24 protein-coding genes and 1 pseudogene are annotated in these 23,030 nt (G+C 60.7%); 11 read left to right on the top strand and 14 right to left on the bottom strand.

Features of this window, described 5'->3' with window-relative positions; genetic code table 11:
- The first annotated feature begins 10 nt into the window (after positions 1-10).
- Positions 11-1,072, top strand: a complete 1,062-nt coding sequence (locus ABSE61_RS04070) for an alpha/beta hydrolase (RefSeq protein WP_423869785.1) — start codon at positions 11-13, stop codon at positions 1,070-1,072.
- Positions 1,073-1,078: 6 nt separating this feature from the next.
- Here the strand turns inward: ABSE61_RS04070 and coaA are convergent, their stop codons facing one another.
- The 7 genes from coaA to hisB form a co-directional block, all read right to left on the bottom strand.
- Positions 1,079-2,035: a type I pantothenate kinase gene (gene coaA / locus ABSE61_RS04065; RefSeq protein ID WP_423869784.1), complete on the bottom strand. Its 957-nt coding sequence runs from the start codon at positions 2,033-2,035 to the stop codon at positions 1,079-1,081.
- Positions 2,036-2,068: 33 nt separating this feature from the next.
- Positions 2,069-2,392, bottom strand: coding sequence for a phosphoribosyl-ATP diphosphatase (locus ABSE61_RS04060; RefSeq protein WP_423869783.1), 324 nt, complete (start codon positions 2,390-2,392; stop codon positions 2,069-2,071).
- 86 nt (positions 2,393-2,478) lie between these two features.
- The gene (gene hisF / locus ABSE61_RS04055; RefSeq protein WP_423869782.1) at positions 2,479-3,252 is read right to left on the bottom strand and encodes an imidazole glycerol phosphate synthase subunit HisF; all 774 of its coding nucleotides are present in this window, start codon (positions 3,250-3,252) and stop codon (positions 2,479-2,481) included.
- Positions 3,253-3,260: 8 nt separating this feature from the next.
- Positions 3,261-4,001 carry a 1-(5-phosphoribosyl)-5-[(5-phosphoribosylamino)methylideneamino]imidazole-4-carboxamide isomerase gene (gene hisA / locus ABSE61_RS04050; RefSeq protein WP_423869781.1) on the bottom strand — a complete coding sequence of 247 codons (741 nt, stop codon included), beginning with the start codon at positions 3,999-4,001 and terminating at the stop codon, positions 3,261-3,263.
- On the bottom strand, positions 3,998-4,648 hold the full coding sequence (hisH, locus tag ABSE61_RS04045; protein WP_423869780.1) for an imidazole glycerol phosphate synthase subunit HisH: 651 nt from the start codon (positions 4,646-4,648) through the stop codon (positions 3,998-4,000). The genes hisA and hisH overlap by 4 nt, the downstream gene beginning before the upstream one ends.
- Positions 4,645-5,175 carry a DUF2628 domain-containing protein gene (locus tag ABSE61_RS04040; RefSeq protein ID WP_423869779.1) on the bottom strand — a complete coding sequence of 177 codons (531 nt, stop codon included), beginning with the start codon at positions 5,173-5,175 and terminating at the stop codon, positions 4,645-4,647. Before ABSE61_RS04040 ends, hisH begins: the two co-directional genes overlap by 4 nt.
- A 46-nt stretch (positions 5,176-5,221) precedes the next feature.
- Positions 5,222-5,815, bottom strand: coding sequence for an imidazoleglycerol-phosphate dehydratase HisB (hisB, locus tag ABSE61_RS04035; RefSeq protein ID WP_423869778.1), 594 nt, complete (start codon positions 5,813-5,815; stop codon positions 5,222-5,224).
- A gap of 248 nt (positions 5,816-6,063) precedes the next feature.
- Here hisB and hslV point away from each other — a divergent pair, with 248 nt between their 5' ends.
- The 5 genes from hslV to ABSE61_RS04010 all read left to right on the top strand — a co-directional run bounded on the left by hslV (position 6,064) and on the right by ABSE61_RS04010 (position 10,519).
- Positions 6,064-6,624, top strand: coding sequence for an ATP-dependent protease subunit HslV (gene hslV / locus ABSE61_RS04030; RefSeq protein ID WP_423869777.1), 561 nt, complete (start codon positions 6,064-6,066; stop codon positions 6,622-6,624).
- 176 nt (positions 6,625-6,800) lie between these two features.
- On the top strand, positions 6,801-7,283 hold the full coding sequence (locus tag ABSE61_RS04025) for a GNAT family N-acetyltransferase (protein WP_423869776.1): 483 nt from the start codon (positions 6,801-6,803) through the stop codon (positions 7,281-7,283).
- Positions 7,280-7,882: a DUF2585 domain-containing protein gene (locus tag ABSE61_RS04020; RefSeq protein WP_423869775.1), complete on the top strand. Its 603-nt coding sequence runs from the start codon at positions 7,280-7,282 to the stop codon at positions 7,880-7,882. The genes ABSE61_RS04025 and ABSE61_RS04020 overlap by 4 nt, the downstream gene beginning before the upstream one ends.
- A 40-nt stretch (positions 7,883-7,922) precedes the next feature.
- Entirely contained in the window at positions 7,923-9,224 is a 1,302-nt protein-coding gene (gene hslU, locus ABSE61_RS04015) for an ATP-dependent protease ATPase subunit HslU (RefSeq protein ID WP_423869774.1), read from the top strand.
- Between the two features lie 170 nt (positions 9,225-9,394).
- Positions 9,395-10,519 carry a hypothetical protein gene (locus tag ABSE61_RS04010; RefSeq protein WP_423869773.1) on the top strand — a complete coding sequence of 375 codons (1,125 nt, stop codon included), beginning with the start codon at positions 9,395-9,397 and terminating at the stop codon, positions 10,517-10,519.
- A gap of 25 nt (positions 10,520-10,544) precedes the next feature.
- Here ABSE61_RS04010 and ABSE61_RS04005 read toward each other — a convergent pair whose 3' ends face one another.
- From ABSE61_RS04005 to ABSE61_RS03995, 3 genes are read right to left on the bottom strand one after another with little or no spacing between them, the layout of a single operon-like run.
- Entirely contained in the window at positions 10,545-11,126 is a 582-nt protein-coding gene (locus tag ABSE61_RS04005; protein ID WP_423869772.1) for a Smr/MutS family protein, read from the bottom strand.
- A 3-nt stretch (positions 11,127-11,129) separates the two neighbouring features.
- Positions 11,130-12,665, bottom strand: coding sequence for a murein transglycosylase A (mltA, locus tag ABSE61_RS04000; RefSeq protein ID WP_423869972.1), 1,536 nt, complete (start codon positions 12,663-12,665; stop codon positions 11,130-11,132).
- Entirely contained in the window at positions 12,643-13,347 is a 705-nt protein-coding gene (locus ABSE61_RS03995; protein ID WP_423869770.1) for a Tim44/TimA family putative adaptor protein, read from the bottom strand. Before ABSE61_RS03995 ends, mltA begins: the two co-directional genes overlap by 23 nt.
- A 539-nt stretch (positions 13,348-13,886) precedes the next feature.
- On the opposite strand from ABSE61_RS03995, the gene secB reads away from it, so the two are divergent.
- A complete protein-coding gene (secB, locus tag ABSE61_RS03990; RefSeq protein ID WP_423869769.1) occupies positions 13,887-14,378 on the top strand; it encodes a protein-export chaperone SecB in 492 nt (163 codons plus the stop codon).
- Between the two features lie 24 nt (positions 14,379-14,402).
- Here the strand turns inward: secB and dnaQ are convergent, their stop codons facing one another.
- The 4 genes from dnaQ to ABSE61_RS03970 are packed head-to-tail and all read right to left on the bottom strand — an operon-like array spanning position 14,403 to position 17,171.
- Positions 14,403-15,101, bottom strand: a complete 699-nt coding sequence (dnaQ, locus tag ABSE61_RS03985) for a DNA polymerase III subunit epsilon (protein ID WP_423869768.1) — start codon at positions 15,099-15,101, stop codon at positions 14,403-14,405.
- 27 nt (positions 15,102-15,128) lie between these two features.
- Positions 15,129-15,728 (bottom strand): dephospho-CoA kinase, encoded by a 600-nt coding sequence (coaE, locus tag ABSE61_RS03980; RefSeq protein WP_423869767.1) that lies wholly within the window; start codon positions 15,726-15,728, stop codon positions 15,129-15,131.
- A gap of 1 nt (position 15,729) precedes the next feature.
- Complete coding sequence (locus tag ABSE61_RS03975) at positions 15,730-16,338, bottom strand: Maf family nucleotide pyrophosphatase (protein ID WP_423869766.1); 609 nt, start codon at positions 16,336-16,338, stop codon at positions 15,730-15,732.
- The gene (locus ABSE61_RS03970; protein WP_423869765.1) at positions 16,335-17,171 is read right to left on the bottom strand and encodes a pyruvate, water dikinase regulatory protein; all 837 of its coding nucleotides are present in this window, start codon (positions 17,169-17,171) and stop codon (positions 16,335-16,337) included. Before ABSE61_RS03970 ends, ABSE61_RS03975 begins: the two co-directional genes overlap by 4 nt.
- A 464-nt stretch (positions 17,172-17,635) precedes the next feature.
- Between ABSE61_RS03970 and hemJ the strand changes: the two genes are divergently transcribed.
- From hemJ to mnmG, 4 genes and pseudogenes are all read left to right on the top strand, one after another.
- A complete protein-coding gene (hemJ, locus tag ABSE61_RS03965; RefSeq protein WP_423869764.1) occupies positions 17,636-18,058 on the top strand; it encodes a protoporphyrinogen oxidase HemJ in 423 nt (140 codons plus the stop codon).
- A 254-nt stretch (positions 18,059-18,312) separates the two neighbouring features.
- A pseudogene (rho, locus tag ABSE61_RS03960) lies at positions 18,313-19,475 on the top strand (transcription termination factor Rho).
- Positions 19,476-19,664: 189 nt separating this feature from the next.
- Positions 19,665-21,020: a tRNA uridine-5-carboxymethylaminomethyl(34) synthesis GTPase MnmE gene (mnmE, locus tag ABSE61_RS03955; RefSeq protein ID WP_423869763.1), complete on the top strand. Its 1,356-nt coding sequence runs from the start codon at positions 19,665-19,667 to the stop codon at positions 21,018-21,020.
- 104 nt (positions 21,021-21,124) lie between these two features.
- Positions 21,125-23,020: a tRNA uridine-5-carboxymethylaminomethyl(34) synthesis enzyme MnmG gene (gene mnmG, locus ABSE61_RS03950; protein WP_423869762.1), complete on the top strand. Its 1,896-nt coding sequence runs from the start codon at positions 21,125-21,127 to the stop codon at positions 23,018-23,020.
- Positions 23,021-23,030 lie beyond the last annotated feature (10 nt).

The raw sequence follows: 23,030 nt of genomic DNA, 5'->3' as shown, positions 1-23,030 counted from the left end.
GAGGCATTCGATGCGCGGCCAGCTTTTGCGGTTTTCTTTTTTAGTTGTATCGACGTTTCTCGCGACGGGCCTTTTTGCCCCTCCTCCGGCAAATGCCAAAGAACCCAAGCTCGAGACTTCCGACGCCATGATCCCGTCGGGAGATGCGGGCATCCAGCTATTCGTCCGCAACAAGCATCTCGCCGGCCGGGAGAGTTCTTCCGACAAGATTTTGCTGTTTGTGCATGGCGCGACCTACCCGGCGGAAACCGCTTTCGACCTGCCGATCGAGGGCGTGTCGATGATGGACCTGATCGCGCTGCGCGGTTACGACGTCTATCTCGTCGATGTCAGGGGCTATGGGCGTTCGACCAGGCCTCCCGAGATGAGCCAGCCGCCGGAAGCCAACAAGCCGATCGTGTCGACGAAAGTCGCCGCCCACGATCTCGGCGCCGCGGTCGACTACATCCTGCACAAGCGCAAGGTGAGCAAGATCAATCTGATGGGCTGGTCCTGGGGCACTTCGATCGCGGGCTCCTACACCAGCGAGCATAACGATAAGATCGAGAAGCTCGTGCTGTACGCGCCGCAATGGATTCGGAATGAGCAGGCCACACCAAATGCGACGCCGCTGGGCGCATACCGGCTGGTGTCGAAGGATTCCGCGAGGGCACGCTGGCTGAAAGGCGTCACCGAGGACAAACAGGCCGACCTGATTCCGCCCGGCGTGTTCGAGGCCTGGGCCACCGCGACCTGGGCCACTGACCGCGAAGCCTCAAAACAAAATCCGCCGATGCTGCGCGCGCCCAACGGGGTGATGGAGGACAGCGCGAATACCTATGGCGCCGGCAAGGCGCTCTACGATCCCGGCAAAATCACCGTGCCGACGCTCTTGCTCCATGCCGAATGGGACGCGGATCTGCCGAGCTATCAGGCGCAAAACTATTTCGCCCAGCTCAAGAACACGCCGTACAAGCGGCTGATCGAACTCAGCGAAGGAACCCATACGGTGATGATGGAAAAGAACCGCATGCAGTTCTTCCATGAACTGATGGGATTCCTCGACGAGGAAAGGCCGCGGGCACTAAAGTAGGAAAAATTAGAGCCGGCGCAGCGCAACGGTTTCAACCACGTGGTCTGCGCCTTTCTTGAGGATCAGCGTCGCGCGCGGCCGCGTCGGCAAAATATTGTCTTCGAGGTTGGCGAGGTTGGTGCGTTCCCAGATCGCGATCGCCGTTGCGGTGGCTTCTTCATCCGACAGCGGCGCGTAGCGATGGAAATACGACCGGGGATCGTGGAACGCCGTGTCGCGCAGCGCCAGGAAACGGCGGATATACCAGTCGCGGAGCACCGGCTCCTCCGCATCGATATAGACGGAGAAGTCGAAGAAGTCGGACACCACAGGCACCGCCTTGCCGTCCCGCGGCAGCCGGCCGGTTTGCAGCACATTGACGCCCTCGACGATCAGGATGTCCGGCCGATCAACCTCGTTCCACTCATTGGGGATGATGTCGTAGGTAAGATGCGAATAGACCGGCGCCCGCACCCGTTCGCGGCCGGCTTTGATGTCACTCAGAAACGACAACAGCCTCGGCAGGTCGTAGCTTTCGGGAAAGCCCTTTTTCTGCATCAATCCTTGCCGCTCGAGCGCGGCATTCGGAAACAGAAAACCGTCGGTCGTCACGAGATCGACCTTCGGCCGCGGCGACCAGCGCGCCAGCAGCGCTTGCAGCACGCGCGCGGTGGTGGATTTTCCTACTGCGACCGAGCCCGCCACGCCGATAATGTAGGGCATCTTGCGGTCCTGGATACCGAGGAAGCGGCGCTGGGCAACGTAAAGCCGCTGCATGGCATCCACATAGATCGACAACAGCCGCGACAGCGGCAGGTAGATCTCCTCAACTTCTCTGAGATCGAGCCGGTCATGCACCGAGCGAAGCTTTGCGATCTCGCTCGCTTCGAGCGTCATCGGCATTCCATCGCGCAGGCGCGCCCACTGCTCCCGGGAGAATATCCGGTAAGGATTGTACTGCTGATCCGGGGCCCGAATATCCATGACGCCGCCTATCTCGCTCCGCGAGGCTTAACATTAGTCACGCTTGCGCGCGGCCTTCTCCTCAAGCCCGGACATGCCGGTGCGCTGTGCCAACGCGGCCTCGACTTCCTCAAGCCTGACGCCGCGCGACTTCAACAAGACAAGCCAGTGGAACAGCAAATCCGCGCTCTCCGCGATGAGGTGGTCGCGGTCGTTGCCAACCCCGGCGATCACGGTTTCCACCGCCTCCTCGCCGAACTTCTTGGCGCAATGCTCCGGCCCCTTGTCCAGGAGTTTGCGGGTATAGGAGGTCTCGCCGTCCGACGCCGCACGGGCGTCGATGATCTTGACCAGGTCGTGGAGCGAAAAACGCGACATCACTTCGAGCTCAACTTCGATTCACACGCCCGGCGCCACGGGCGCCAATGGCGTCTCTCATCTAGCACTTCTGTCACAAAGAGTCGTCAGGGATCGAGCCGCATGGCTAAGCCGGCGCGGACCATGTGCTCCTTGGCCTGGCGGATGGTAAATTCGCCGAAGTGGAAGATCGAGGCCGCCAGCACCGCGTTGGCATGGCCCTCGCGGACGCCGTCCACCAGATGGTCGAGATTGCCGACCCCGCCAGATGCAACGACCGGGACGGAAACACTGTCGGCGATCGCCCGGGTCAGCGGCAGGTCGAATCCCTGGCGGGTGCCGTCCCGATCCATCGAGGTCAACAGGATTTCGCCGGCGCCGAGCGATACCACTTCCTGGGCATATTCGATCGCGTCGATCCCGGTCGAATTGCGTCCGCCATGGGTGAAGATTTCCCAACGGTCGGAGCCGCCGCGTTTCACCCGCTTGGCGTCGATGGCGACCACGATGCACTGGTCGCCGAACTTTTCGGCGGCTTCCTTGACGAATTCGCGCCGGCTGACGGCCGAGGTATTGATCGAGGCCTTGTCGGCGCCGGAACGCAGCAATGTTTTGATGTCGTCGACCGTGCGCACGCCGCCACCGACCGTCAGCGGCATGAAACAGGCTTCCGCCGTACGCCGCACCACGTCCAGCATGATGCCGCGATTTTCGTGGGTAGCCGTGATGTCGAGGAAGCAAAGCTCGTCGGCGCCGGCGGCATCATACGCGATCGCCGCTTCGACCGGATCGCCGGCATCACGCAGATCGACGAAGTTGACGCCCTTGACCACGCGTCCATCTTTCACGTCGAGGCAAGGAATCACGCGAACCTTGAACATCGAAACTCCTAAGCTACCGCACGCGCGCTGCGGACCAGCGCCAGTGCTGCGGCAGGATCGAGGCGCCCGTCATAAAGCGCGCGGCCGACGACGGCGCCGGCCAGTATCTTGGCGCGCGGCGTCAATAGCGCCTTCACATCGTCGATCGACGCAAATCCGCCGGAAGCGATGACGGGAATGGAAATGCAATCGGCCAATGCGACGGTGGCGTCGAGGTTGAGGCCCTTCAACAGGCCGTCGCGCGCAATATCGGTGAAGATAATCGCGGCAACGCCCGCGTCCTCGAACCGCCGCGCGATATCGAGTGCAGTCACCTCGGACGTCGCGGCCCAGCCCTCGACCGCGACCTTGCCGTCGCGCGCATCGAGGCCCACTGCGACACGGCCGGGGAATTTCTTGGCGGCACTCTTGACCAGTTCAGGATCACGCACGGCAGCTGTGCCGATAATCACCCGCGCGATGCCCTTTTCGAGCCAGGCCTCGACCGTCTTCAAATCGCGGATGCCACCGCCGAGTTGCACCGGCATAGTGACCTTGGCGAGCATCGCTTCGACCGCATGCGCGTTGACGGGCTTGCCGGCAAAGGCGCCATCGAGATCGACGACGTGCAGATACTCAAATCCTTGTGCGGCAAAGCTTGCGGCCTGCGCCGCCGGATCGAGATTGAACACAGTGGCGCGCGCCATGTCGCCTTGTTCGAGGCGCACGCACTGCCCGTTCTTCAGATCGATGGCGGGAAAAAGAATCACGGCTTCCATTTCAAGAAATTGGAGATCAGAGCCAGTCCGAAGCGCTGGCTCTTCTCGGGGTGGAATTGCGTGCCGATGGCGGTGTCGCGGCCGACGATCGCGGTCACCGGGCCGCCATAGTCCGCGCGCGCCAGCACATCCGCCTCATTGGCGGCGTTGAGGTGATAGGAATGCACGAAATAAGCGTGGCGACCCTTCGGCCCCAACGGCAACCGCTCAAGCACGGCGTGCTCGCGCACCATATCGAGCGTGTTCCACCCCATATGCGGAATCTTCAAGTTCTCGTCGCGCGGCGAAATCTTTTCAACGTCGCCGGCGATCCAGTTGAATCCGTTGGTCGTGACGTACTCCTTGCCATGCGTCGCCATCAATTGCATGCCAACGCAGATGCCGAAAAACGGCCGCGCCTTGTGCCGCACGGCTTCCGTCAGGGCATCGACCATGCCGTCGAGCGCGTCGAGGCCGGCCCGGCAATCGGCGAAGGCACCTACACCGGGCAGCACGATGCGATCCGCGCGAAACACCACATCCGGATCGCGCGTGACGACGATCTTGTCCGGCGCTTCCATGCCGCGGCTGGCGCGCTCGAAGGCTTTCGCCGCCGAGTGCAGGTTGCCGGAGCCGTAATCGATGATAGCAACGCTCACCGCGGCGCCCCCGGTTCTGGAAACAGGCCGATGATCTCGTCGCGCGGTGGCGACGGCGGCCGTGAAAAGGCCTGGCCAGGCACATCCCGGGTCGGCGGCGGACCGCCGCGATCAACCGCCGGCTGGTCGTTGGTTGTCACGCGCAGCCGCGCGGTCCAACGATCGAAAAAGCGGCGCTCGGCGGCTTCCTCATCGTCGGCTACGACAATATCGAGCTGCCGCCATTTGCGCCGCGACAGCGTCCAGCGCCTGAGGCTTGCGGCCTCAAATCCCAACAGCAGAGCCAGCAACGCATCGACGACAAAGACCGTTGCGCCGGCGACGCCAAATTTGACCATCGCGATGTCGATGACCGCCATCAGCACGATCCAGCCGAGCAACGCCAGCCAGAGACGGTACCAGGCCAGCCAGATCACGCCGAAAACGGCGGCCCAGACATGGAAGCCGTCGCGCACGAAGGCAAAGCGATCGGTCGCGCGAAAATCCACGTTGTTGGTCACGGGTGCATGAACTGTATAGACCGGCATTTACTGCCCTCGTTTCCGAAGTTCGTCACTCGCCGCCCAAACCGGATCAGCCGCCGAGCTGACCCTTGGTGGACGGCACCTCGCCTGCCGCGCGCGGGTCGATGGCAACTGCTGTCCGCAACGCCCTCGCCAGACCCTTGAAACAGGACTCGGCGATATGATGGCTGTTCTCGCCATATAGGGTCTCGACATGCAAAGTCACGCCGGCATTGATCGCAAAAGCGTTGAACCATTCACGCACGAGCTCGGTGTCGAACTGACCGACCTTGTCGCGCGGAAACTCAACCTTGAACACCAGAACCGGCCGTCCGGAAATGTCGATCACGACCCGCGATAGCGTCTCGTCCATCGGCATGTGGACGCTGGCATAGCGGGTGATGCCGGCCATGGTGCCCAAGGCCTGCTTCACCGCCTGCCCCAGCGCGATGCCGACATCTTCGGTGGTGTGGTGGTGGTCGACGTGAAGATCGCCGTTGGCTTTGACGGTAATATCGATGCGCGAATGCCGGGCCAGAAGATCAAGCATGTGGTCAAAGAAGCCGATTCCGGTCGCGACGTTGGAGACGCCCGAGCCGTCGAGGCTAACCGTCACCTCGATGTCGGTTTCCTTGGTCTTGCGCTTGATGGTGGCGCTGCGCATGAAAAGTCTTCCTTTGGGGCCAACCCCTTGGCCAAAAACGCGGTTCTTTTAGCAGGCCGCCTTTTAACAGGCCGCCTTGGGCTTCGCCACTGCGGGATGCCGTTTTGAAGGCCAACTTCCCGCTATGGTGACCGAAATCAGCGCCCCTCATGCGGCCCGAAGGTCGCTTGGCTTGGGCGGGATGCCGTGTTGTAACCGCGTCGGCCTGCCCCTAAATCTGGCCGATACGAACCGGCACGAGGTATTTCATGCACGCATCAGCCCACGAGACTCCGGTCTGGCACGGCACCACCATTTTGACGGTCCGCAAGGGCGGCAAGGTCGTGGTTGGCGGCGACGGTCAGGTCTCGATCGGACAGACTGTGATCAAGTCCAACGCCAAAAAGGTCCGCAAGCTCGGCAAAGGCGACGTCATCGGGGGTTTCGCCGGCGCCACGGCCGACGCCTTTACGCTGTTCGAGCGGTTGGAAAGCAAGCTTGAGCAATATCCCGGCCAATTGACCCGCGCGGCGGTCGAACTCGCCAAGGACTGGCGGACCGACCGCTATTTACGCCGGCTGGAGGCGATGATGATCGTCGCCGACAAGGACGTCTCCCTGGTTTTGACCGGCACCGGCGACGTCCTGGAGCCGGAAGCCGGCGTGATGGCGATCGGTTCGGGCGGCAACTACGCTTTGGCCGCTGCACGCGCGCTGATCGACACCGACAAGGACGCCGAGGCGATCGTCCGCCGATCGCTCGACATTGCGGCCGACATTTGCGTGTACACCAACCGCAATGTCACCATCGAGACGCTGCAAGCGGGCTGAGAAGGCGGTCAGTGGAGTGGATTTGACAGTCGCTACCAAACGAACCGCGAGATTGCCAAGCGAATGTCGAATCCAAAACTCCACGAAGAACCTATATTTTGCTGGGTCCTTTTGATTCTAACATTCGCAAAATGGGGCCGCTGCAATGGGATGCGAATGTTATCGGACCACTAGGCATGGCAGCTTACGCGTTCCGTCCAATGGAGGCCGATGACCTGCCCATCATCAAGCGCTGGCTGGAGATGCCTCATGTCAGAGAGTGGTGGCACGACCCGGCCGAACAATTCGAACTCGTGAGCGGCGATCTCGGCCACCCCGACATGGCGCAATTCATCGTCGCCGCGGACGGAACAGAGTTCGCCTATCTGCAATGCTACAACCTGAGCGCCTGGAATACCGGCTTCGGCCCGCAACCCAAAGGCACCCGGGGGCTCGATCAATTCATCGGCGAAGCGGATATGATTGGGTGCGGCTACGGCTCGGCGCTCGCCCGCGCCTTTGCCGACCGGTTGCTGGCTTCCGGAACGCCCCGCGTCGTGACCGATCCCGACCCGCTCAACACGCGGGCGATCCGGGCCTATGAAAAGGCCGGATTTCGCCGCGACAACCTCGTCGAAACGCCAGACGGTCCGGCGCTACTGATGGTGCGTGATCAATGACGACGTCTCACACGCGAAGCACGGCGTCAGGCCTTTCGGCCTGGCAATGGGCGCTGATTGCCCTGCTACTGCTCTCACTTCAGGCGTCGATCCTGCTGGCGATGGGCCGGCGCCCGATCTGTGCCTGCGGTTACATTAAATTCTGGCACGGCGTGGTGCAGAGCTCGGAGAATTCGCAGCACCTGACCGACTGGTACACCTTCTCGCACATTATCCATGGGTTTTTGTTCTACGGCGCTAGCTGGCTGATTTTGCCGCGTCTTGCCTGGCCGGCCCGCCTTATCCTGGCGATGCTGATTGAAGGTGGTTGGGAGGTGATCGAAAACTCGAACTGGATTATCGAGCGCTATCGGAGCGCCACGGTGTCGCTGGACTATTTTGGCGACAGCATCGTCAATTCGGTGTCGGATACGCTTTCAATGATCGTAGGGTTTCTGCTGGCGCGAAAGCTGCCGGTTGCGCTAACAATCGCGCTCGGGCTCGCATTCGAGATCCTCGTGGGACTTCACATTCGTGACAATCTTACGCTGAACATCATCATGTTGATTCACCCTTTCGAGGCCATCAAGCACTGGCAGGCAGGACCACCCATCATCTGACGCAACTTGTGCTGTCCACAATTGAGCTTACTTGGGAAACATGACCGACTTTTCTCCCCGTGAAATCGTCTCCGAACTTGACCGTTTTATCGTCGGCCAGGCCGACGCCAAACGCGCCGTCTCCATCGCCCTGCGCAATCGGTGGCGGCGTCAGCAGCTCGCCGAAGGCCTGCGCGAGGAAGTGTTGCCGAAAAACATCCTCATGATCGGGCCGACCGGGGTCGGAAAGACCGAAATCGCGCGGCGGTTGGCCAAACTTGCCGGCGCGCCTTTCATCAAGGTCGAAGCCACGAAATTCACCGAGGTCGGCTATGTCGGCCGCGATGTCGAGCAGATTGTCCGCGATCTCGTCGAAGTCGCGATTGCGCAAACCCGCGAGCGCAGGCGCAAGGACGTTCAGGCGAGAGCCCAGCTCGCAGCCGAGGAGCGCGTGCTCGATGCGCTGGTCGGCGCCAATTCGAGCGCGGCGACGCGGGACTCGTTTCGCAAGAAACTGCGCGCCGGCGAACTCAACGACAAGGAAATCGAGATCGAAACCCAGTCCTCGGGCGGAATGCCGATGTTCGAAATTCCGGGCATGCCGGGCGCACAGATGGGCGCGATCTCGATCGGCGACATCTTCGGCAAAATGGGCGGCCGCACCAAAACGCGCCGATTGACCGTTGCGGGCTCCCACGAAACTCTCGTCAACGAGGAAGCGGACAAGCTGCTCGACAACGATCAACTCGTGCTCGAGGCGATCACAGCCGTTGAGGACAACGGCATCGTGTTCCTCGATGAGATCGACAAGATCTGCGTGCGCGACGGCCGCGTCGGCGGCGAGGTATCGCGCGAAGGCGTGCAGCGCGATCTTCTGCCGCTGATCGAAGGCACGACGGTGTCGACCAAGCATGGCGCCGTGAAAACCGATCATATCCTGTTCATCGCTTCCGGCGCGTTCCATATCGCTAAACCATCTGACCTGTTGCCCGAATTGCAGGGACGGCTACCGATCCGTGTCGAATTGTCGGCGCTGACCCGCGACGATATGCGCCGGATCCTGACCGAGCCTGAGACTTCCCTGATCAAGCAATATGTCGCGCTGATGCAGACTGAGGGCGTGACGCTCGACATCGACGACAGTGCCATCGACGCGCTCGCCGATATCGCGGTTGCCGTCAATTCGTCGGTGGAAAATATCGGCGCCCGGCGCCTGCAGACCGTGATGGAGCGCGTGCTGGACGAAATTTCCTTCGCCGCGCCCGATCGCCACGGCGAAACCATCCGGATCGACGCCGAGTATGTTGAAAAACACGTCGGCGATCTCGCCAGGAACACCGACTTGAGCCGGTTTATCTTATAATCGTATCATTGTGGCTGTCGTGCCCGCGAAAGCGGGGACCCATAACCACAAACGCTCGTTACAAACGAAAAAGCGGCTCCAGCCTTGGCGCAATACCAACATCGGTGGTTATGGGTCCCGGCTCGCACTCGCCAGCACTCGCTTGGCCGGGACGACATCGAAAGCCACGCATGAGCCTTCGTGCATGGCAAAATCCCTGGCGCGTGATGCTCGCCGTCAACGTCGCCGTGATGGCCGGGGTGCTGATCCACAAGATCACGCTGCCGCCTTACGTCCCCTACATTCATCTGCTCGTCGATTATCATTTCGGGTTCGTCAAACGCGCCCTGATCGGCGCGATTGTGTCGCTGTTTACCGAAAAGGTGCCGGTGTGGCTGGTTTTCGCGCTTGGCGGCGCGGTCTGGGTCCTGACCGCGCTTCTGTTCGTCAAACTATTCCGGCGCACATTCGGCTTTGACGATACCCATATGCCGCTGTTCGTCTTCACCGCGGGCTCGCCGTTCTTCCTGAAGAATTTCATGCACACGCTCGGGCATTTCGATATTTACGGCTGCCTGTTTGCGATCGTCCTTTTGCTCATTCCGGCGCAATCGACCGGCTTTGTGCTGCTGGCAACATTCTTTTCGGTCATCCTGATCCTGATTCATCACATCCATCTTCTGATGTATGTGCCGACCATCGCCGTGATCGTGATCCTCCGACACTATCTGAACGCGGGGATCGACCGAACCAATCTCGCGGTGGGAGTGATCTCCCTTTTAGCGCTTGGCGCGCTCTTTTTGGCCTTGCAGTTCCGGGGGACGATGCCGATTCCTGCGGCCGAGTTCACAGCCTATCTAAAAACCCGGATGGCCGATCCGTCTCGCACCGATCTCCTGAACTTCAGTTATATCTGGTACCAGCCGCTGGCGAAGGAAATCAGTGATACGTGGCAGCGGATGCCGTCGAACATTCTCGGTGTGCCGGTCTTCGCTCTATTGATCTGGCTGCATTCGCCGCTCTGGCGATATTTTGCCGATCTGATCCGGTCGCTCGCCGACGATTTCCAGCGCCGCATCGTTGTCGCCGGCATCGCTGCGGTGACCGCGGCTTACCTCATCATGTTTTCGATGGTGTTCGACTATTCGCGATGGATCTCGAACTGGGCGGTGTGCCTGTTTCTGATCCTGCATGCCGTCAAGGCCCTGCCCTCCGCGCGAGTCGCCTCGCCGGTCGCTGGTGATGACAAGAAGACAGGCGTGCTCGGTTGGATCGTGACGCTGATCCCGCGCGTCGGGGTGATCCGGCCGTTCTGATTTTTATTTTTTGACGCTATGGGATTCAAATCCGCGATCGCCGGATACGCACATAAAGCGCGCCGGTGCCGCCGTGGCCGATATGGGCTTCTTCAAAGCCGACCACGAACGTTCGAAATTCGGGCTGGCTCAGCCATTGCGGCACCTGGCGGCGAAGCACGCCGCGCTCGGATTCGGCGCCGATCTTGCCCTTGCCGGTGATGATGAGCACGAAGGTCAGACCCTCCCCATGCGCCTGATGCAGGAAACCCGACAGCGCACGATGCGCCCGCGCCTGCGTCATGCCATGCAGGTCAAGGCGGGCTTCGATCTCCTTCTTGCCCTTCGACAGTTGCGACCGTTCGCGGCGGCCGAGCGGCGCTAGTGGCGGCACGACTGGCTTCTTTGGCGACGGAACGGCGGTGGGAATCTCCGAAGTCGGATGAGCCACGGCTTTGGCAGCAACAGGCACTTCCGCGTTTGCGGAAGACGCCTGGGTATCGGTGACCCGCTGTTTCTTTCGCAGCGGTTTGGCTTGCTTGGTGACGCTCTCCCACAGCGCGCGCTCCTCCTCGCTCAGGGCTCGCTTGCGGCGCGGCGGGTCCAGGATTTGCGGCGGTCGCTTCATATTCTATCGACGGTAACGATGAAGCCGGCGATGACGGCGACTGGTTTGCTCGGGCTCGATCACCGGTCGCGCCTCCGGCAGCGGCACCTTGGCTTCGTTGACTGGCGCCGTGGCCGTTGATCCCGTGGTCGGCTTGGCGCTATCGGGCGGCTCTTTCGGCTTATCCTTCAAGGGTTCAGTCGGCGGAAATAGCTTGGCGATCTTCTCCGAGGGCCGTGGATCCGGCGCGGGCATCTTGCGACCGCGGGCGGCCGGATCAAGGCTCTTCGGCACCAGCATGACAAAGCGCATGTTGTGCCGGAAGCGGCCGGACACGCGACCGGCTTCGCTGCCAGCACCGTAGTAGATGTCGGCGCGCGCAGGACCCGTGATCGCCGAACCCGTATCCTGCGCAACCATCAGCCGCCGGAACGGTGTCTTCGACTGCGACGATTCGATCGGCAACTCGCCTTCGATGAAAAACAGCGTGCCATACACATGAAGAGAGTTGTCGACCGCGATCGAGCGCCCCGGCGTCAACGGCACACCTTGCGCGCCCACCGCTTCATCCTTGTCGGAGAGCGACACCTCGCGAAAGAACACATAGGCCCGGTTTTGCCGCCGCAATTCATTCGCCCCGACGGGGTTTTGTTCCATCCATTCCCTGATCTTCTGCATCGACATCTGTTCCTTCGGAATGATGCCGCGGTCGATCAGGACACGGCCGACAGCCGTATAGGGAAAACCGTTATGGGCGTCGTAATTGATGCGGATGGTCGCGCCGTCCTCGAGACGAATCCGGGCCGACCCCTGGATTTGCGAAAACAGAAGATCGGTTTGATTCTTGAGCCAGCAGATTTCAAGCCCACGACCGGCGATCGCGCCATCTTCGATTTCGCCGCGATCGTAATAAGGCACAAGCTTGCGGCGTCCGATCTTGCGAAACACCTGTCCCTTGTTGGGCAGACTAACGGCGTCCTGCTTGAAACCCCGAACAAACAAATTGGAGGGCCGGCGATAGACCGGAACGGTGTAGACATCGGTCTGGGTACGCGATCCGTCGACGATCGGCTCATAATATCCGGTGACAAAACCGGCATCCTCACCAAGCCGCGATATCTGCAAGGGCAGGAAATTTGTCTCGAAGAACGCGCGCGCCTTGCCGTCCTCCGTGATCTCCTGGGCCTTGGCCGCACGGCAAGGCTCGCGCAACGAGGCGCCGAGCGCCTTGGAATCCTCTGGCGGATTTCGTTGCGCCGCGATGGAGCCGCAACTGACGCGAAAGGCCTTGTAGGCCTGCACATGATCGTCCGACGCCCAGCCGGCGATGTCGGCCCAATTCAACGGCGTATATTGGCCGCCGTTGACGACGATCGGCCATTCAAGCTGCGGATAGGGGATGACGCGAGGAGCCGGCAGTTGCGCGCTGCGCGAAGCGAGCGACGTTCGCGCCTTGCGCGCCGCCCATGCCGTCAGTGGAATCACCGACAGCGCCAGAACCGTCACACCAAGCACGGCGGCGATACGCCGCGCGCGATTAATGGACGCTTCCGGTGCCAACCAGCTTCCAGTTAGGATCGCGCGAACCCGGGTCGCGAGCGAATGTCCAGACATCGGTGATATCGGCGACCTTGTCCGGGTTACCGTCAACAATCGCGCCGGTCTTGTCTCGGGTGACCGAAATCATTTGCGAGACAAAGCGAACGGTGAGTTGCGCGTTGCGGTCGCGCGCTTCGGCGCTGACGATCTCAGCCCTGTCGACCGAAACAAAGCGCGTCTCGGTCTTGCGCTCTTGCCGCTCCCGGTCCTTGATCGCGGCCTCGAAGCTCTCATAGACCTCGGTCGATAGCAGGTCCTTCAGCGCGCGGCGGTCGCCATTGGCAAATGCCAATACGATCATTTCGTAGGCGCTTTTCGCGCCAGTGACGAAATGGCGGGGATCGAACGATGAATCCTGCGCGACGATCCCGTCGAGACCCTGGGCCAGCGGCGTTCCGGGTTCGGCAAACCCCTTCCAGCGATCCGTCGGCGGCGCAACGTCAGCGGTCGGCGCCAGCGGCGTCTGGTCAATGACGGTTCCAGGTATTGGAACGACGTTACTGTCGGGCGCGCCCTGCACGACGTTGCGCGCCGCGCGATCATAGGGCGGCCGTTCGCTGCCGGTGCGCTGTCCAAGGACATTCCGCAGACGGAGGAAGATGAACACGGCCAACGCCAGGAAGATAATGGTATAAATATCCACGTCGAATTCGCTTTCTGGTTCTAGACGCCGGTGGCGGTAACGGCGGTAGAGCGCCCCTTGGGGGCTAGTGCGCACTTTCCGGAGTTCGTACTACAGCTCAGCAACCACCTTTGACGAACTTCGGAAAGTTGCGGGCACTAGCAGATATTACATCATGGATGGGTCAGCCTCATGTAAGCACGAAACCTTGTCCGGCCAATGGCATCTGCCGGCAGAAATGCTGGACGCGTTACGTACAGGCCGATCCCGCCTTGGCCGGTTTGCCCTGCACTTAATTGTAGCGCGTTTCAGGTCCGAGGGGAAACCCCACAGGCACCGGAAATCACGCATATTCAATCGTTTAGAGACGCTTCTCGTTCCCGACCTGGTGTAAGTGAGCAAATCGGGCCGCTTTCACGATCCGCTTTGACGGTCATCCTTGTGGAAAGAGGCAGGCCTATGATAGCCACTCGCCCCGACAAGGCTTTTTGCTTCCCTTTAAGGCGAAACCGGATGTGCCAAGCGGCTCCGCTCGCCAGATCGCTCCAGGAGAAATTCGTATGACCAACGGCAATGGCACGCCTCCCGAGGCGGCCCCTCCTCCGCAACTGAACGTGCTGGCGCAGTACACCAAGGACCTGTCGTTTGAAAACCCGAATGCGCCTGCTTCATTGGCGCCGCAACAGCAGCAGCCGGCGATCAACATCCAGATCAACGTCAACGCCGGCAACGTTGCTGAAAATGATTACGAAGTCGCCCTGTCGGTCGAAGGCAAGGCCGAGCATGCCGGCAAGCTGATGTTCAGCTTCGAACTCGTCTATGCCGGCGTGTTTCGGATCGTCAATGTGCCGAAGGAAAATCTGCACCCGCTGGTCATGATCGAATGCCCGCGCCTGTTATTCCCGTTCGCGCGGGAAATCATCGCAACCGCGGTCCGCGACGGCGGCTTCCCGCCTTTGATGCTCGACCCGGTCGATTTTGTCGGCCTTTACCGTCAGAACATGGAACGGCAAGCCGCAGAGATGCAGGCTTCGCAGATCAAGCCGAGCTGAGCGTACACTTTTCCGGATTGTACTTTAGACCGCCGGCAAAAAGTCGTTCCAGATCGGCTTGTCGCCGAGGGTCACGACAAAGTCCCGATGCGCCGCACGATCGGCCTCGGTGATGCGGGGTGCGAGCGGAACTTCGCGCTGCCGCCGCGGCATTTCGCCGTAGGCCGCCGCTCGCGTGTCTCGGGATTCCGAGGCCAGGACTAATTGCGATTGCCGGGCTCCGATCAGGTCGATGTACACCTCGGCGAGAAGCTCGGAATCGAGCAGCGCGCCGTGCTTGGTACGCCGCGAATTGTCGATCGAATACCGCGAGCAAAGATCATCGAGGCGATTGGACACGCCCGGGTGTTTGCGCCGCGCCAGCAGCAGGGTGTCGACCAGCCGCTCTCTTGAGATCGCAGGCCGCTTGATCCGGTCCAGTTCCGCATTGATGAAACCGATATCGAACGAGGCGTTGTGAATGACGAGCGGTGCATCACCAATAAACGCCAGGAACTCGTCTACCTCTTCCGCGAACAGCGACTTAGTGGAAAGAAATTCGCTGGAAAGCCCGTGGACGGCAAAGGCCTCCGCCGGCATGTCCCGTTCGGGATTGAAATAGCGGTGAAAGGTCTGCCCGGTCGGCATGCGGTTGAAAATCTCGACGCAGCCGATTTCGACCAGCCGGTCCCCGCGTAACGGATCGAGGCCGGTGGTTTCGGTATCGAGAACGATTTCGCGCATGGAAATAAGCCGCCTAGAAGAGCCGAATCAGGTTCGTGGAGGTGACATTTTAGCAGCCTCGGCCAGAATGTCGCGAATCCGCGCTCGCACGGGATCAAGACCATGCGATGTATCCACCACGAAATGCGCACGCTTTCTTTTCTCCGCGTCGGGCATTTGCTGGGCCAAAATGGCTGCGAGTTTTTCCTCGGTCATATTGGGGCGGGCCAGAATCCGCTCTCGCTGAATTTCGGGCGTCGTCGTGACCACGACCACCGCATCGACACGTTTCTCGCCTCCGGTCTCGAACAACAAGGGGATGTCGACCACCGCAACCGCCGCGCCGGATTGTTCGGCATCCCAGAGAAATTTCTGCCGCGAGGCGCCCAGCATCGGGTGAACGATTTCCTCAAGCCGCTTCATGGCGGCGGGATCGTGCACCACACGGGCTGAGAGCCTGTTGCGATCGACTTTGCCGTTTGTTGTCGTACCCGGAAATGCCGCCTCGATGGCCGGTCCCGCCTCAGCTTCATAGAGCCGATGCACGGCCGCATCGGCGTCATAAACAGGCACGCCGGCTTCCGCGAACAATTGCGCGGTGGTCGACTTTCCCATTCCGATCGAACCGGTCAATCCAAGGACGATCATGTCAAATACCCAGCAGATGCTCGCTGCGCAGAAATGCGAGTAGCTCCAGCAGCGGCAGGCCCAGGATGGTGAAGTGATCACCCTCGATCCGCTCGAACAAGTGAATACCGAGCCCCTCAAGCTGGTAGGCGCCGACGCTGGAAGTCACCGCATCGCCGGCCTTCTCGAGATAGTTGTCGATCTCGGCATCACCTAGCCGCCGCACGGTCATGCGCGCGAACGAAACATGTTCGAACATTAGCCTTCCATCGCGCACCACGGCAACCGCGGCATGAAGTTCGTGGCAGTGGCCCGAAAGCGCGCGCAGTTGGTCGGCGGCCTGCGCCCTTCCCGCCGGTTTGTTGAAAATCCGAGATCCCAGCGTCAGCGTCTGATCGGCACCAACGACATATCGTCCCGGCCGTCGGTCCGAAACCGTGCGGGACTTCTCACGGGCCAGAAGGCCTGCGATATCGCCCGGCGCCGAAAGACCTGACGATGCCTGGATGGCTCGCTCATCGATGTCAGCTGGATCGCTTTCGAATTCGATCCCCGCATCGGCAAGCAAGGCTTGCCGCGCCTTGCTTTGCGATGCCAGCATCAACGGCGCTTTTCCCAGCCACAACGTCATTCGGACAGCCGCTGCCTTTGTCTGTCGGTGAAAAGCTTCATGATCGCCGCGGCGGTTTCCTCGATCGAGCGTCGGGTGACATCAAGTTGTGCCCAGTCGAACTTGGCGCATAGGCGCCGCGCGTATGCAACTTCGTCGGTCACCGACTGCCGGTCGATATAGGTGTCGTTGTCGCGGTCACCCATGCTCAACAACCGGTTTTGCCTTACCTGAATAAGACGCTCCGGTGTGGCATGCAGACTGACGACCAGCGGCTTGGTCAAGGTCTCTAACTGATGTGGAATCGGAATCCCCGGCACCAGCGGTACGTTCGCGGTGCGGATGCCGCGGTTGGCGAGATAGATCGAAGTCGGGGTTTTTGATGTGCGGGACACACCGACCAGAATCACGTCGGCTTCATCGAGCCCTTCCACGTGCTGGCCGTCGTCGTGCATCATCGTATAATTCAGCGCATCGATCCGCTTGAAATATTCGGCATTCAGCGTGTGCTGGGCTCCTACCCGGCCCGACGTCGGTGCGCCGAGGTAAGCTTGAAACAATTGCATCACCGGACCGATGATCGACAGGCTCGGAATGTTGATTTCCTGGCATTTGGCCTGAAGCTTTGAGACGAGATCTTTTTCCAGAAGCGTGAACAGCACAATGCCGGGCGCTTCCTCGATTTCGGCCAATACCCGATCAAGCTGCTTCTGGCTGCGGACCAGCGGATAGACATGCTCGACCGGCGTCACGTTGGCGTATTGCGCGGCGACCGCGCGCGCCACGGTAATCAATGTCTCGCCGGTCGAATCAGAGATCAGATGCAGGTGGAAATAATTGCTGGTCGTGGGCACGTAAAACCCTGTGTGGTCTGTGAATCCTTGTGGAGCTTCTCTGAGATATTTTAGGCCGGACCGCCCCTTCCGGGATAACCCGCCTTTTTCTTCACAGCGCTCCCGACAAGGATAAGTCTACTCCGCACTACCAACGTTAGTGAGGTTTTGTGGATTTGTCTCTTTATAAACAGACGAGCCCGCCCGCCAAACAACTGAAACGTCTGGCGTAATGGCCATCAACGAAGTTGGTGCCGAAATTGTCGATAGCTGTGAAGAACTGCTGGAGAACGGTCCGGCTTTTTTGCGTGGGTCTAATTCACCGCTACTCAGACTCAAACTCTAAGATTCTAAAATTATTAGTTTAGATAAGCGTCGCTTGCGGATATGTGTTGCCGGGCTGAAGCAAAGATCAGTTGGAAGCGACCGCGCCGTTGCCGGTCAACGTCGTCGCGCTGCGGACGTTCCGAGGAAAGTGAGAAACGGTGTACGAGTGGATCAAGGCGCTGCATGTCATCTCGGTCATCTCCTGGATGGCCGGCATGCTCTATCTGCCGCGGCTGTTCGTTTATCACTGTGAAGCCGACGCTGGTTCGAAGCAGTCCGAGACCTTCAAGGTCATGGAACGGCGGCTGCTGAAGGCGATCATCAATCCGGCGATGATCGTGACCTGGTTGGCCGGGCTTTATCTGGCCTGGGCTGGTCATTTGTTCTCGATGGGCTGGTTACACGGAAAATTATTGCTGGTGGTCGTGCTGTCGGGCGTCCACGGCTTTTTTGCCCGCTGCGTGAAGGATTTCGCGGCCGACCGGAATCAGAGGTCACAGAAATTTTATCGGGTTATCAACGAGGTACCGACCGTCCTGATGATCGGGATCGTTATCCTGGTAGTGGTTAAACCGTTTTAGCCGCGCTTGCGGGCGGTGGCATCGTCTGAGGCCATCTTGCGGAAACTCGGCTGATTTTCTATATTGGGGACATTCCCACCCTACGCAGGCGGATGTGGTCGTGTCCCGGTTTCCTCATTGGACCGGCCGCCGCATCAGGTTTGAAGCCTTCCTGGCGCTTTCCTTGCTCAGACCTGCGGACTTTCTGATTCAGGTCCGCATTTCCAAAAAGCCTCCTTGCACCCTCCCCCTAAGCACTCCACAGGACCATCCCAATGCGGGAAATAAAACTTCAAGACCTCAAAGCCCAGACGCCGGCGGAACTCGTTTCGTTTGCGGAAGAAAAGGGGGTCGAAAACGCCAGCACCATGCGCAAGCAGGAGCTGATGTTTGCCATTCTTAAACAACTCGCGATCCAGGAAACCGATATTATCGGCGAAGGCGTTGTCGAGGTTCTCTCCGACGGCTTCGGCTTCTTGCGGTCGCCGGACGCCAACTACCTGCCCGGCCCGGACGATATCTATGTTTCACCGTCGCAGATCCGCAGGTTCGGGCTCCGCACCGGCGACACCATCGAGGGCCATATCCGTAGCCCGAAAGAAGGCGAGCGATATTTCGCGCTGTTGAAAGTCAACACGCTGAATTTCGAGGATCCGGAGAAATCCAAGCACAAAGTCAATTTCGACAATCTGACGCCGCTGTTTCCGGACGAGCGCTTCCGCCTCGAGCTCGAAGATCCCACCAGGAAAGACCTTTCGGCGCGGGTGATCGACATCGTGGCCCCGATCGGCAAAGGCCAGCGTTGATCGACGAGCGGCCGGAAGAAGTCACCGACATGCAGCGCTCGGTAAAAGGCGAGGTGGTCTCGTCGACTTTCGACGAGCCCGCCGTCCGCCACGTTCAGGTCGCCGAGATGGTGATCGAGAAAGCCAAGCGCCTGGTCGAGCATGGCCGTGACGTCGTGATCCTGCTCGATTCGATCACACGCCTGGGACGCGCTTACAACACCGTGGTGCCGTCCTCGGGCAAGGTGCTGACCGGCGGTGTCGACGCCAATGCGTTGCAGCGGCCGAAGCGATTCTTCGGCGCTGCGCGTAACATCGAGGAGGGGGGTTCGCTGACGATTATTGCGACCGCCCTGGTCGATACCGGCAGCCGCATGGACGAAGTCATCTTCGAAGAATTTAAAGGCACCGGCAATTCCGAACTGATCCTTGACCGCAAGGTTTCGGACAAGCGGACCTTCCCGGCGATCGACATTTCGCGCTCCGGCACCCGTAAGGAAGAGCTGATCACCGATCCGCAGGTGCTGAAGAAAATGTACGTGCTGCGGCGGATCCTCAATCCGATGGGAACGATGGACGCGATCGACTTCCTGCTCGACAAGCTCCGCAACACCAAGAACAACTCGGAATTCTTTGAATCGATGAATACGTAACAACTAGGCCATTGGCCGAGTGGGGCGCCTCCGATGGGGGCGCCCTTTTCATTTGAGGCCGTGATTAGCTATCTCGACCGGTCTGTTCTTCAGAAGTTATGCTGCAACAAATGCCGCAGCAGGAAACGCCCCCAACGCCCGGCGATTCAAATTCCATTGCATTTTCAATGGCCCGCCGCCAAATAGGCCATGCACCCACGCGAGCAGACCATTTTTGCGCTGTCATCGGGCCGGCCGCCGAGCGCGATTGCGATCGTGCGGGTGTCGGGTCCGCTGGCCAAGGCGGCGCTTGAGGCCTTGGCGGGCGGGGTGCCGCAACCCCGGATGGCGACGCGAGTCCTGCTGCAAGACTGCGAGGGGCAGGGGATCGATGATGCGATCTTGCTTTGGTTTCCGGGACCCGCAAGCGCGACCGGAGAAGACGTCGCTGAATTTCATATTCACGGCAGCCGCGCGGTGCAGGCCGCGTTGTTCGCCGCGCTCTCGAAGCTTGTAAATGTCCGGCCTGCGGAGCCCGGCGAGTTCACCCGCCGCGCATTTGAGAACGGCAAGCTCGATCTCACCGAAGCCGAAGCCCTCGACGATCTGATTCACGCCGACACCGACCGGCAGCGGCGCCAGGCGTTGCGCCAGCTTCAGGGACTGCTCGGTGACAAGGCGCGCGATTGGCGAAAGCGCATCATCGAGGCGCAGGCTTTGATTGAGGCCGGAATTGATTTTTCCGACGAAGGCGATGTGCCGGCGGAGTTGATCGCGCCTGCTTTGGCGACGATCAAAGCCTTGCTCCGCGAAATCGAGGAAACCCTGGCGGCGCAGGGACGAAGTGAACGGCTGCGTGACGGCCTGACGGTTGCGATTTCGGGTCCGCCCAATGTCGGGAAGTCGACACTGATCAATCTCCTGGCGCGGCGAGAGGTTGCGATCGTCTCGCCGCATGCCGGCACCACGCGCGACGTGATCGAGGTTCAGCTTGATCTCGATGGCTATCCGGTGACGGTGATCGACACGGCTGGCATTCGCGACACCGAAGATCCCGTCGAGCAGGAAGGCGTGCGGCGCGCCCGATCGCGCGCCGCCGAGTCGGATCTCGTGCTGTGGGTGACGGACGGCGAGCACAAGACCGGCAGGAACGAGATGACGAATCCGGCGGCGGTGGTGTGGGCGGTTCGCAACAAGATCGATCTCGACTCGGTCGATGGGCGAGCCGGGGCAGGAGCGAAGATTGAACCAGGGCAGGGCGCGACCTTCCAAATCTCCGCGGCTCAGGGCGTTGGCATTTCGGAGTTGGTCGTAGCCCTCGGAGCCTTTGCACGGGATTACTTTGGGTCGGAAGAGGACAGCCTGATCGGCCGGGAGCGACAGAGGCGGCTGTTGCACGAGACGGCGGACGGATTGCGGCGCTGCCTGGCAGTTGCTGGACAAGGCGATGAGTTGGCCGCGGAGGAGCTGAGAGTGGCGTCTCAGGCGCTGGGTCGGTTGCTCGGACGAATCGATGTCGAGGACATTCTCGATAAGATCTTTCGGGAATTCTGCATCGGTAAATAATGAATATAAATTCAGTTCTATAACTATTGAGAGAGACCGCTGTTTCACGTGAAACAGCGGCTTGTCACTTTCGGGTTTGATCGCTGCGGTATAGAAGATGCCGTATGACTCTCCGTTCCAATTCATTTGACGTCGTCGTCATTGGCGGCGGCCATGCCGGCTGCGAAGCGGCCAGCGCGGCTGCGCGGATGGGTGCGAGGACCGCGCTGCTGACCCATCGCTTTTCGACCATCGGCGCGATGTCCTGCAACCCCGCTATCGGCGGTTTGGGTAAGGGCCATCTGGTTCGAGAAGTTGACGCGCTCGACGGATTGATGGGTCGAGTCGCCGACGCCGGCGGCATCCAGTTTCGCGTACTCAACCGACGTAAGGGTCCGGCTGTCCGCGGGCCACGCGCCCAAGCCGACCGTAAGCTCTATGCAGCGGCGATGCAGGCCGCGATCCGTGAGACCGCGAACCTGGTCGTGGTCGAAGGCGAGGCCGACGAGCTGCTGGTTGTCGGGGATAGGCTGCGAGGCGTCAGGCTTTCCGAAGGCCGTGAGCTGGCCGCCGGAGCGATCGTTGTCACCACCGGGACTTTCCTGCGCGGCCTGATTCATTTGGGCGAGAAGAACTGGCCCGCTGGCCGAGTCGGCGAAGCACCGGCTGTTGAGCTCTCCTCGTCTTTCGAGCGTATCGGCTTCAAGCTGGGTCGTCTGAAGACCGGCACGCCGCCGCGTCTCGACGGCACCACAATCGATTGGTCGGCAGTCGAGATGCAGCCCGGCGATGATCCGCCCGAACCGTTTTCGGTCATGACCGACCGAATCGCCACGCCTCAAATCCAGTGCGGGATCACGCGAACCACGACAGCGACCCATGAGGTGATCCGCGCCAATGTGCATCGCTCTCCGATGTATTCGGGCCAGATCAAGAGCAGCGGACCGCGCTATTGCCCCTCGATTGAGGACAAGATCGTCCGCTTCGGCGAGCGGGACGGGCACCAGATTTTCCTTGAGCCGGAAGGCCTCGACGACACCACGGTATACCCCAACGGCATCTCGACCTCGCTTCCGGAGGAGGTGCAATCCGCCATCCTCGCCACGATCCCCGGCCTGGAGCGGGTGCGGATGGTTCGCCCGGGCTATGCCATCGAGTACGATCACGTCGATCCGCGAGAGCTCGATCCGACCCTTCAATCGAAGCGGCTAGCCGGCTTGTTTCTGGCCGGCCAGATCAATGGCACCACCGGCTATGAAGAGGCTGCGGCCCAGGGGCTGGTGGCAGGGCTCAATGCGGCGCTTTCGGCGGGTGGTTCGCAAGCCATCGTATTCGATCGCGCCGAAGGCTATCTCGGCGTGATGATCGACGACCTGGTGACGCGGGGAATTACCGAACCCTATCGAATGTTCACCTCGCGCGCCGAGTATCGCCTGACCTTGCGGGCCGATAACGCTGACCAGCGCCTGACGGATAAAGGGATCGCGCTTGGATGCGTCGGGCCGGCACGATCCGAACGGCACCGCGCCAAGATGGCTGCGTTGAGTGCCGCCAAGGCCCTGGCTCAATCGCTGAATCTGACCCCAAACGAGGCCGCCCGATACGGCCTTACACTCAATAAAGACGGTCAGCGCCGGTCCGCTTTTGAGCTGCTCGCCTATCCCGAGATCGGTTGGGAGCAGGTCCGCTCCATCTGGCCGGAGCTGTCGGCCGTTGAGCCGGGGATCGCCGTCCACCTCGAGATCGATGCCAAATACGATGTCTATCTCAAGCGCCAGGTCGTGGACGTCGAAGCCTTCCGGCGCGACGAAGGCTTGGTTTTGGCCGGCATCGACTTCGACGCGGTCTCCGGTCTTTCCAATGAGGCCCGGGCCAAGCTCAAGGCGGCGCAGCCGCGCACGGTGGGTCAGGCCGGCCGCCTCGACGGCGTAACGCCCGCCGCACTCGGCATCCTGGCGGCCCATCTGCGGCGAGAAGCTCGGCGGAAAACAGCCACGGGGATCTCGGCCACGGGCGGATAAACGCCTATGG

It is taken from the genome of Bradyrhizobium sp. (assembly GCF_049519115.1).
Classification (GTDB): domain Bacteria; phylum Pseudomonadota; class Alphaproteobacteria; order Rhizobiales; family Xanthobacteraceae; genus Bradyrhizobium.
Note: the sequence above shows the minus strand (reverse complement) of the source record. Positions and strands in the feature narration are given on the sequence as shown.

Coding starts and splice junctions, on each gene's coding strand:
- ABSE61_RS04070 (WP_423869785.1), top strand. CDS start 11: ATGCGCGGCCAGCTTTTGCGGTTTTCTTTTTTAGTTGTATCGACGTTT.
- coaA (WP_423869784.1), bottom strand. CDS start 2,035: ATGGATATTCGGGCCCCGGATCAGCAGTACAATCCTTACCGGATATTC.
- ABSE61_RS04060 (WP_423869783.1), bottom strand. CDS start 2,392: ATGTCGCGTTTTTCGCTCCACGACCTGGTCAAGATCATCGACGCCCGT.
- hisF (WP_423869782.1), bottom strand. CDS start 3,252: ATGTTCAAGGTTCGCGTGATTCCTTGCCTCGACGTGAAAGATGGACGC.
- ABSE61_RS04040 (WP_423869779.1), bottom strand. CDS start 5,175: ATGCCGGTCTATACAGTTCATGCACCCGTGACCAACAACGTGGATTTT.
- hisB (WP_423869778.1), bottom strand. CDS start 5,815: ATGCGCAGCGCCACCATCAAGCGCAAGACCAAGGAAACCGACATCGAG.
- hslV (WP_423869777.1), top strand. CDS start 6,064: ATGCACGCATCAGCCCACGAGACTCCGGTCTGGCACGGCACCACCATT.
- ABSE61_RS04025 (WP_423869776.1), top strand. CDS start 6,801: ATGGCAGCTTACGCGTTCCGTCCAATGGAGGCCGATGACCTGCCCATC.
- ABSE61_RS04020 (WP_423869775.1), top strand. CDS start 7,280: ATGACGACGTCTCACACGCGAAGCACGGCGTCAGGCCTTTCGGCCTGG.
- hslU (WP_423869774.1), top strand. CDS start 7,923: ATGACCGACTTTTCTCCCCGTGAAATCGTCTCCGAACTTGACCGTTTT.
- ABSE61_RS04010 (WP_423869773.1), top strand. CDS start 9,395: ATGAGCCTTCGTGCATGGCAAAATCCCTGGCGCGTGATGCTCGCCGTC.
- ABSE61_RS04005 (WP_423869772.1), bottom strand. CDS start 11,126: ATGAAGCGACCGCCGCAAATCCTGGACCCGCCGCGCCGCAAGCGAGCC.
- secB (WP_423869769.1), top strand. CDS start 13,887: ATGACCAACGGCAATGGCACGCCTCCCGAGGCGGCCCCTCCTCCGCAA.
- dnaQ (WP_423869768.1), bottom strand. CDS start 15,101: ATGCGCGAAATCGTTCTCGATACCGAAACCACCGGCCTCGATCCGTTA.
- coaE (WP_423869767.1), bottom strand. CDS start 15,728: ATGATCGTCCTTGGATTGACCGGTTCGATCGGAATGGGAAAGTCGACC.
- ABSE61_RS03975 (WP_423869766.1), bottom strand. CDS start 16,338: ATGACGTTGTGGCTGGGAAAAGCGCCGTTGATGCTGGCATCGCAAAGC.
- mnmE (WP_423869763.1), top strand. CDS start 19,665: ATGCACCCACGCGAGCAGACCATTTTTGCGCTGTCATCGGGCCGGCCG.
- mnmG (WP_423869762.1), top strand. CDS start 21,125: ATGACTCTCCGTTCCAATTCATTTGACGTCGTCGTCATTGGCGGCGGC.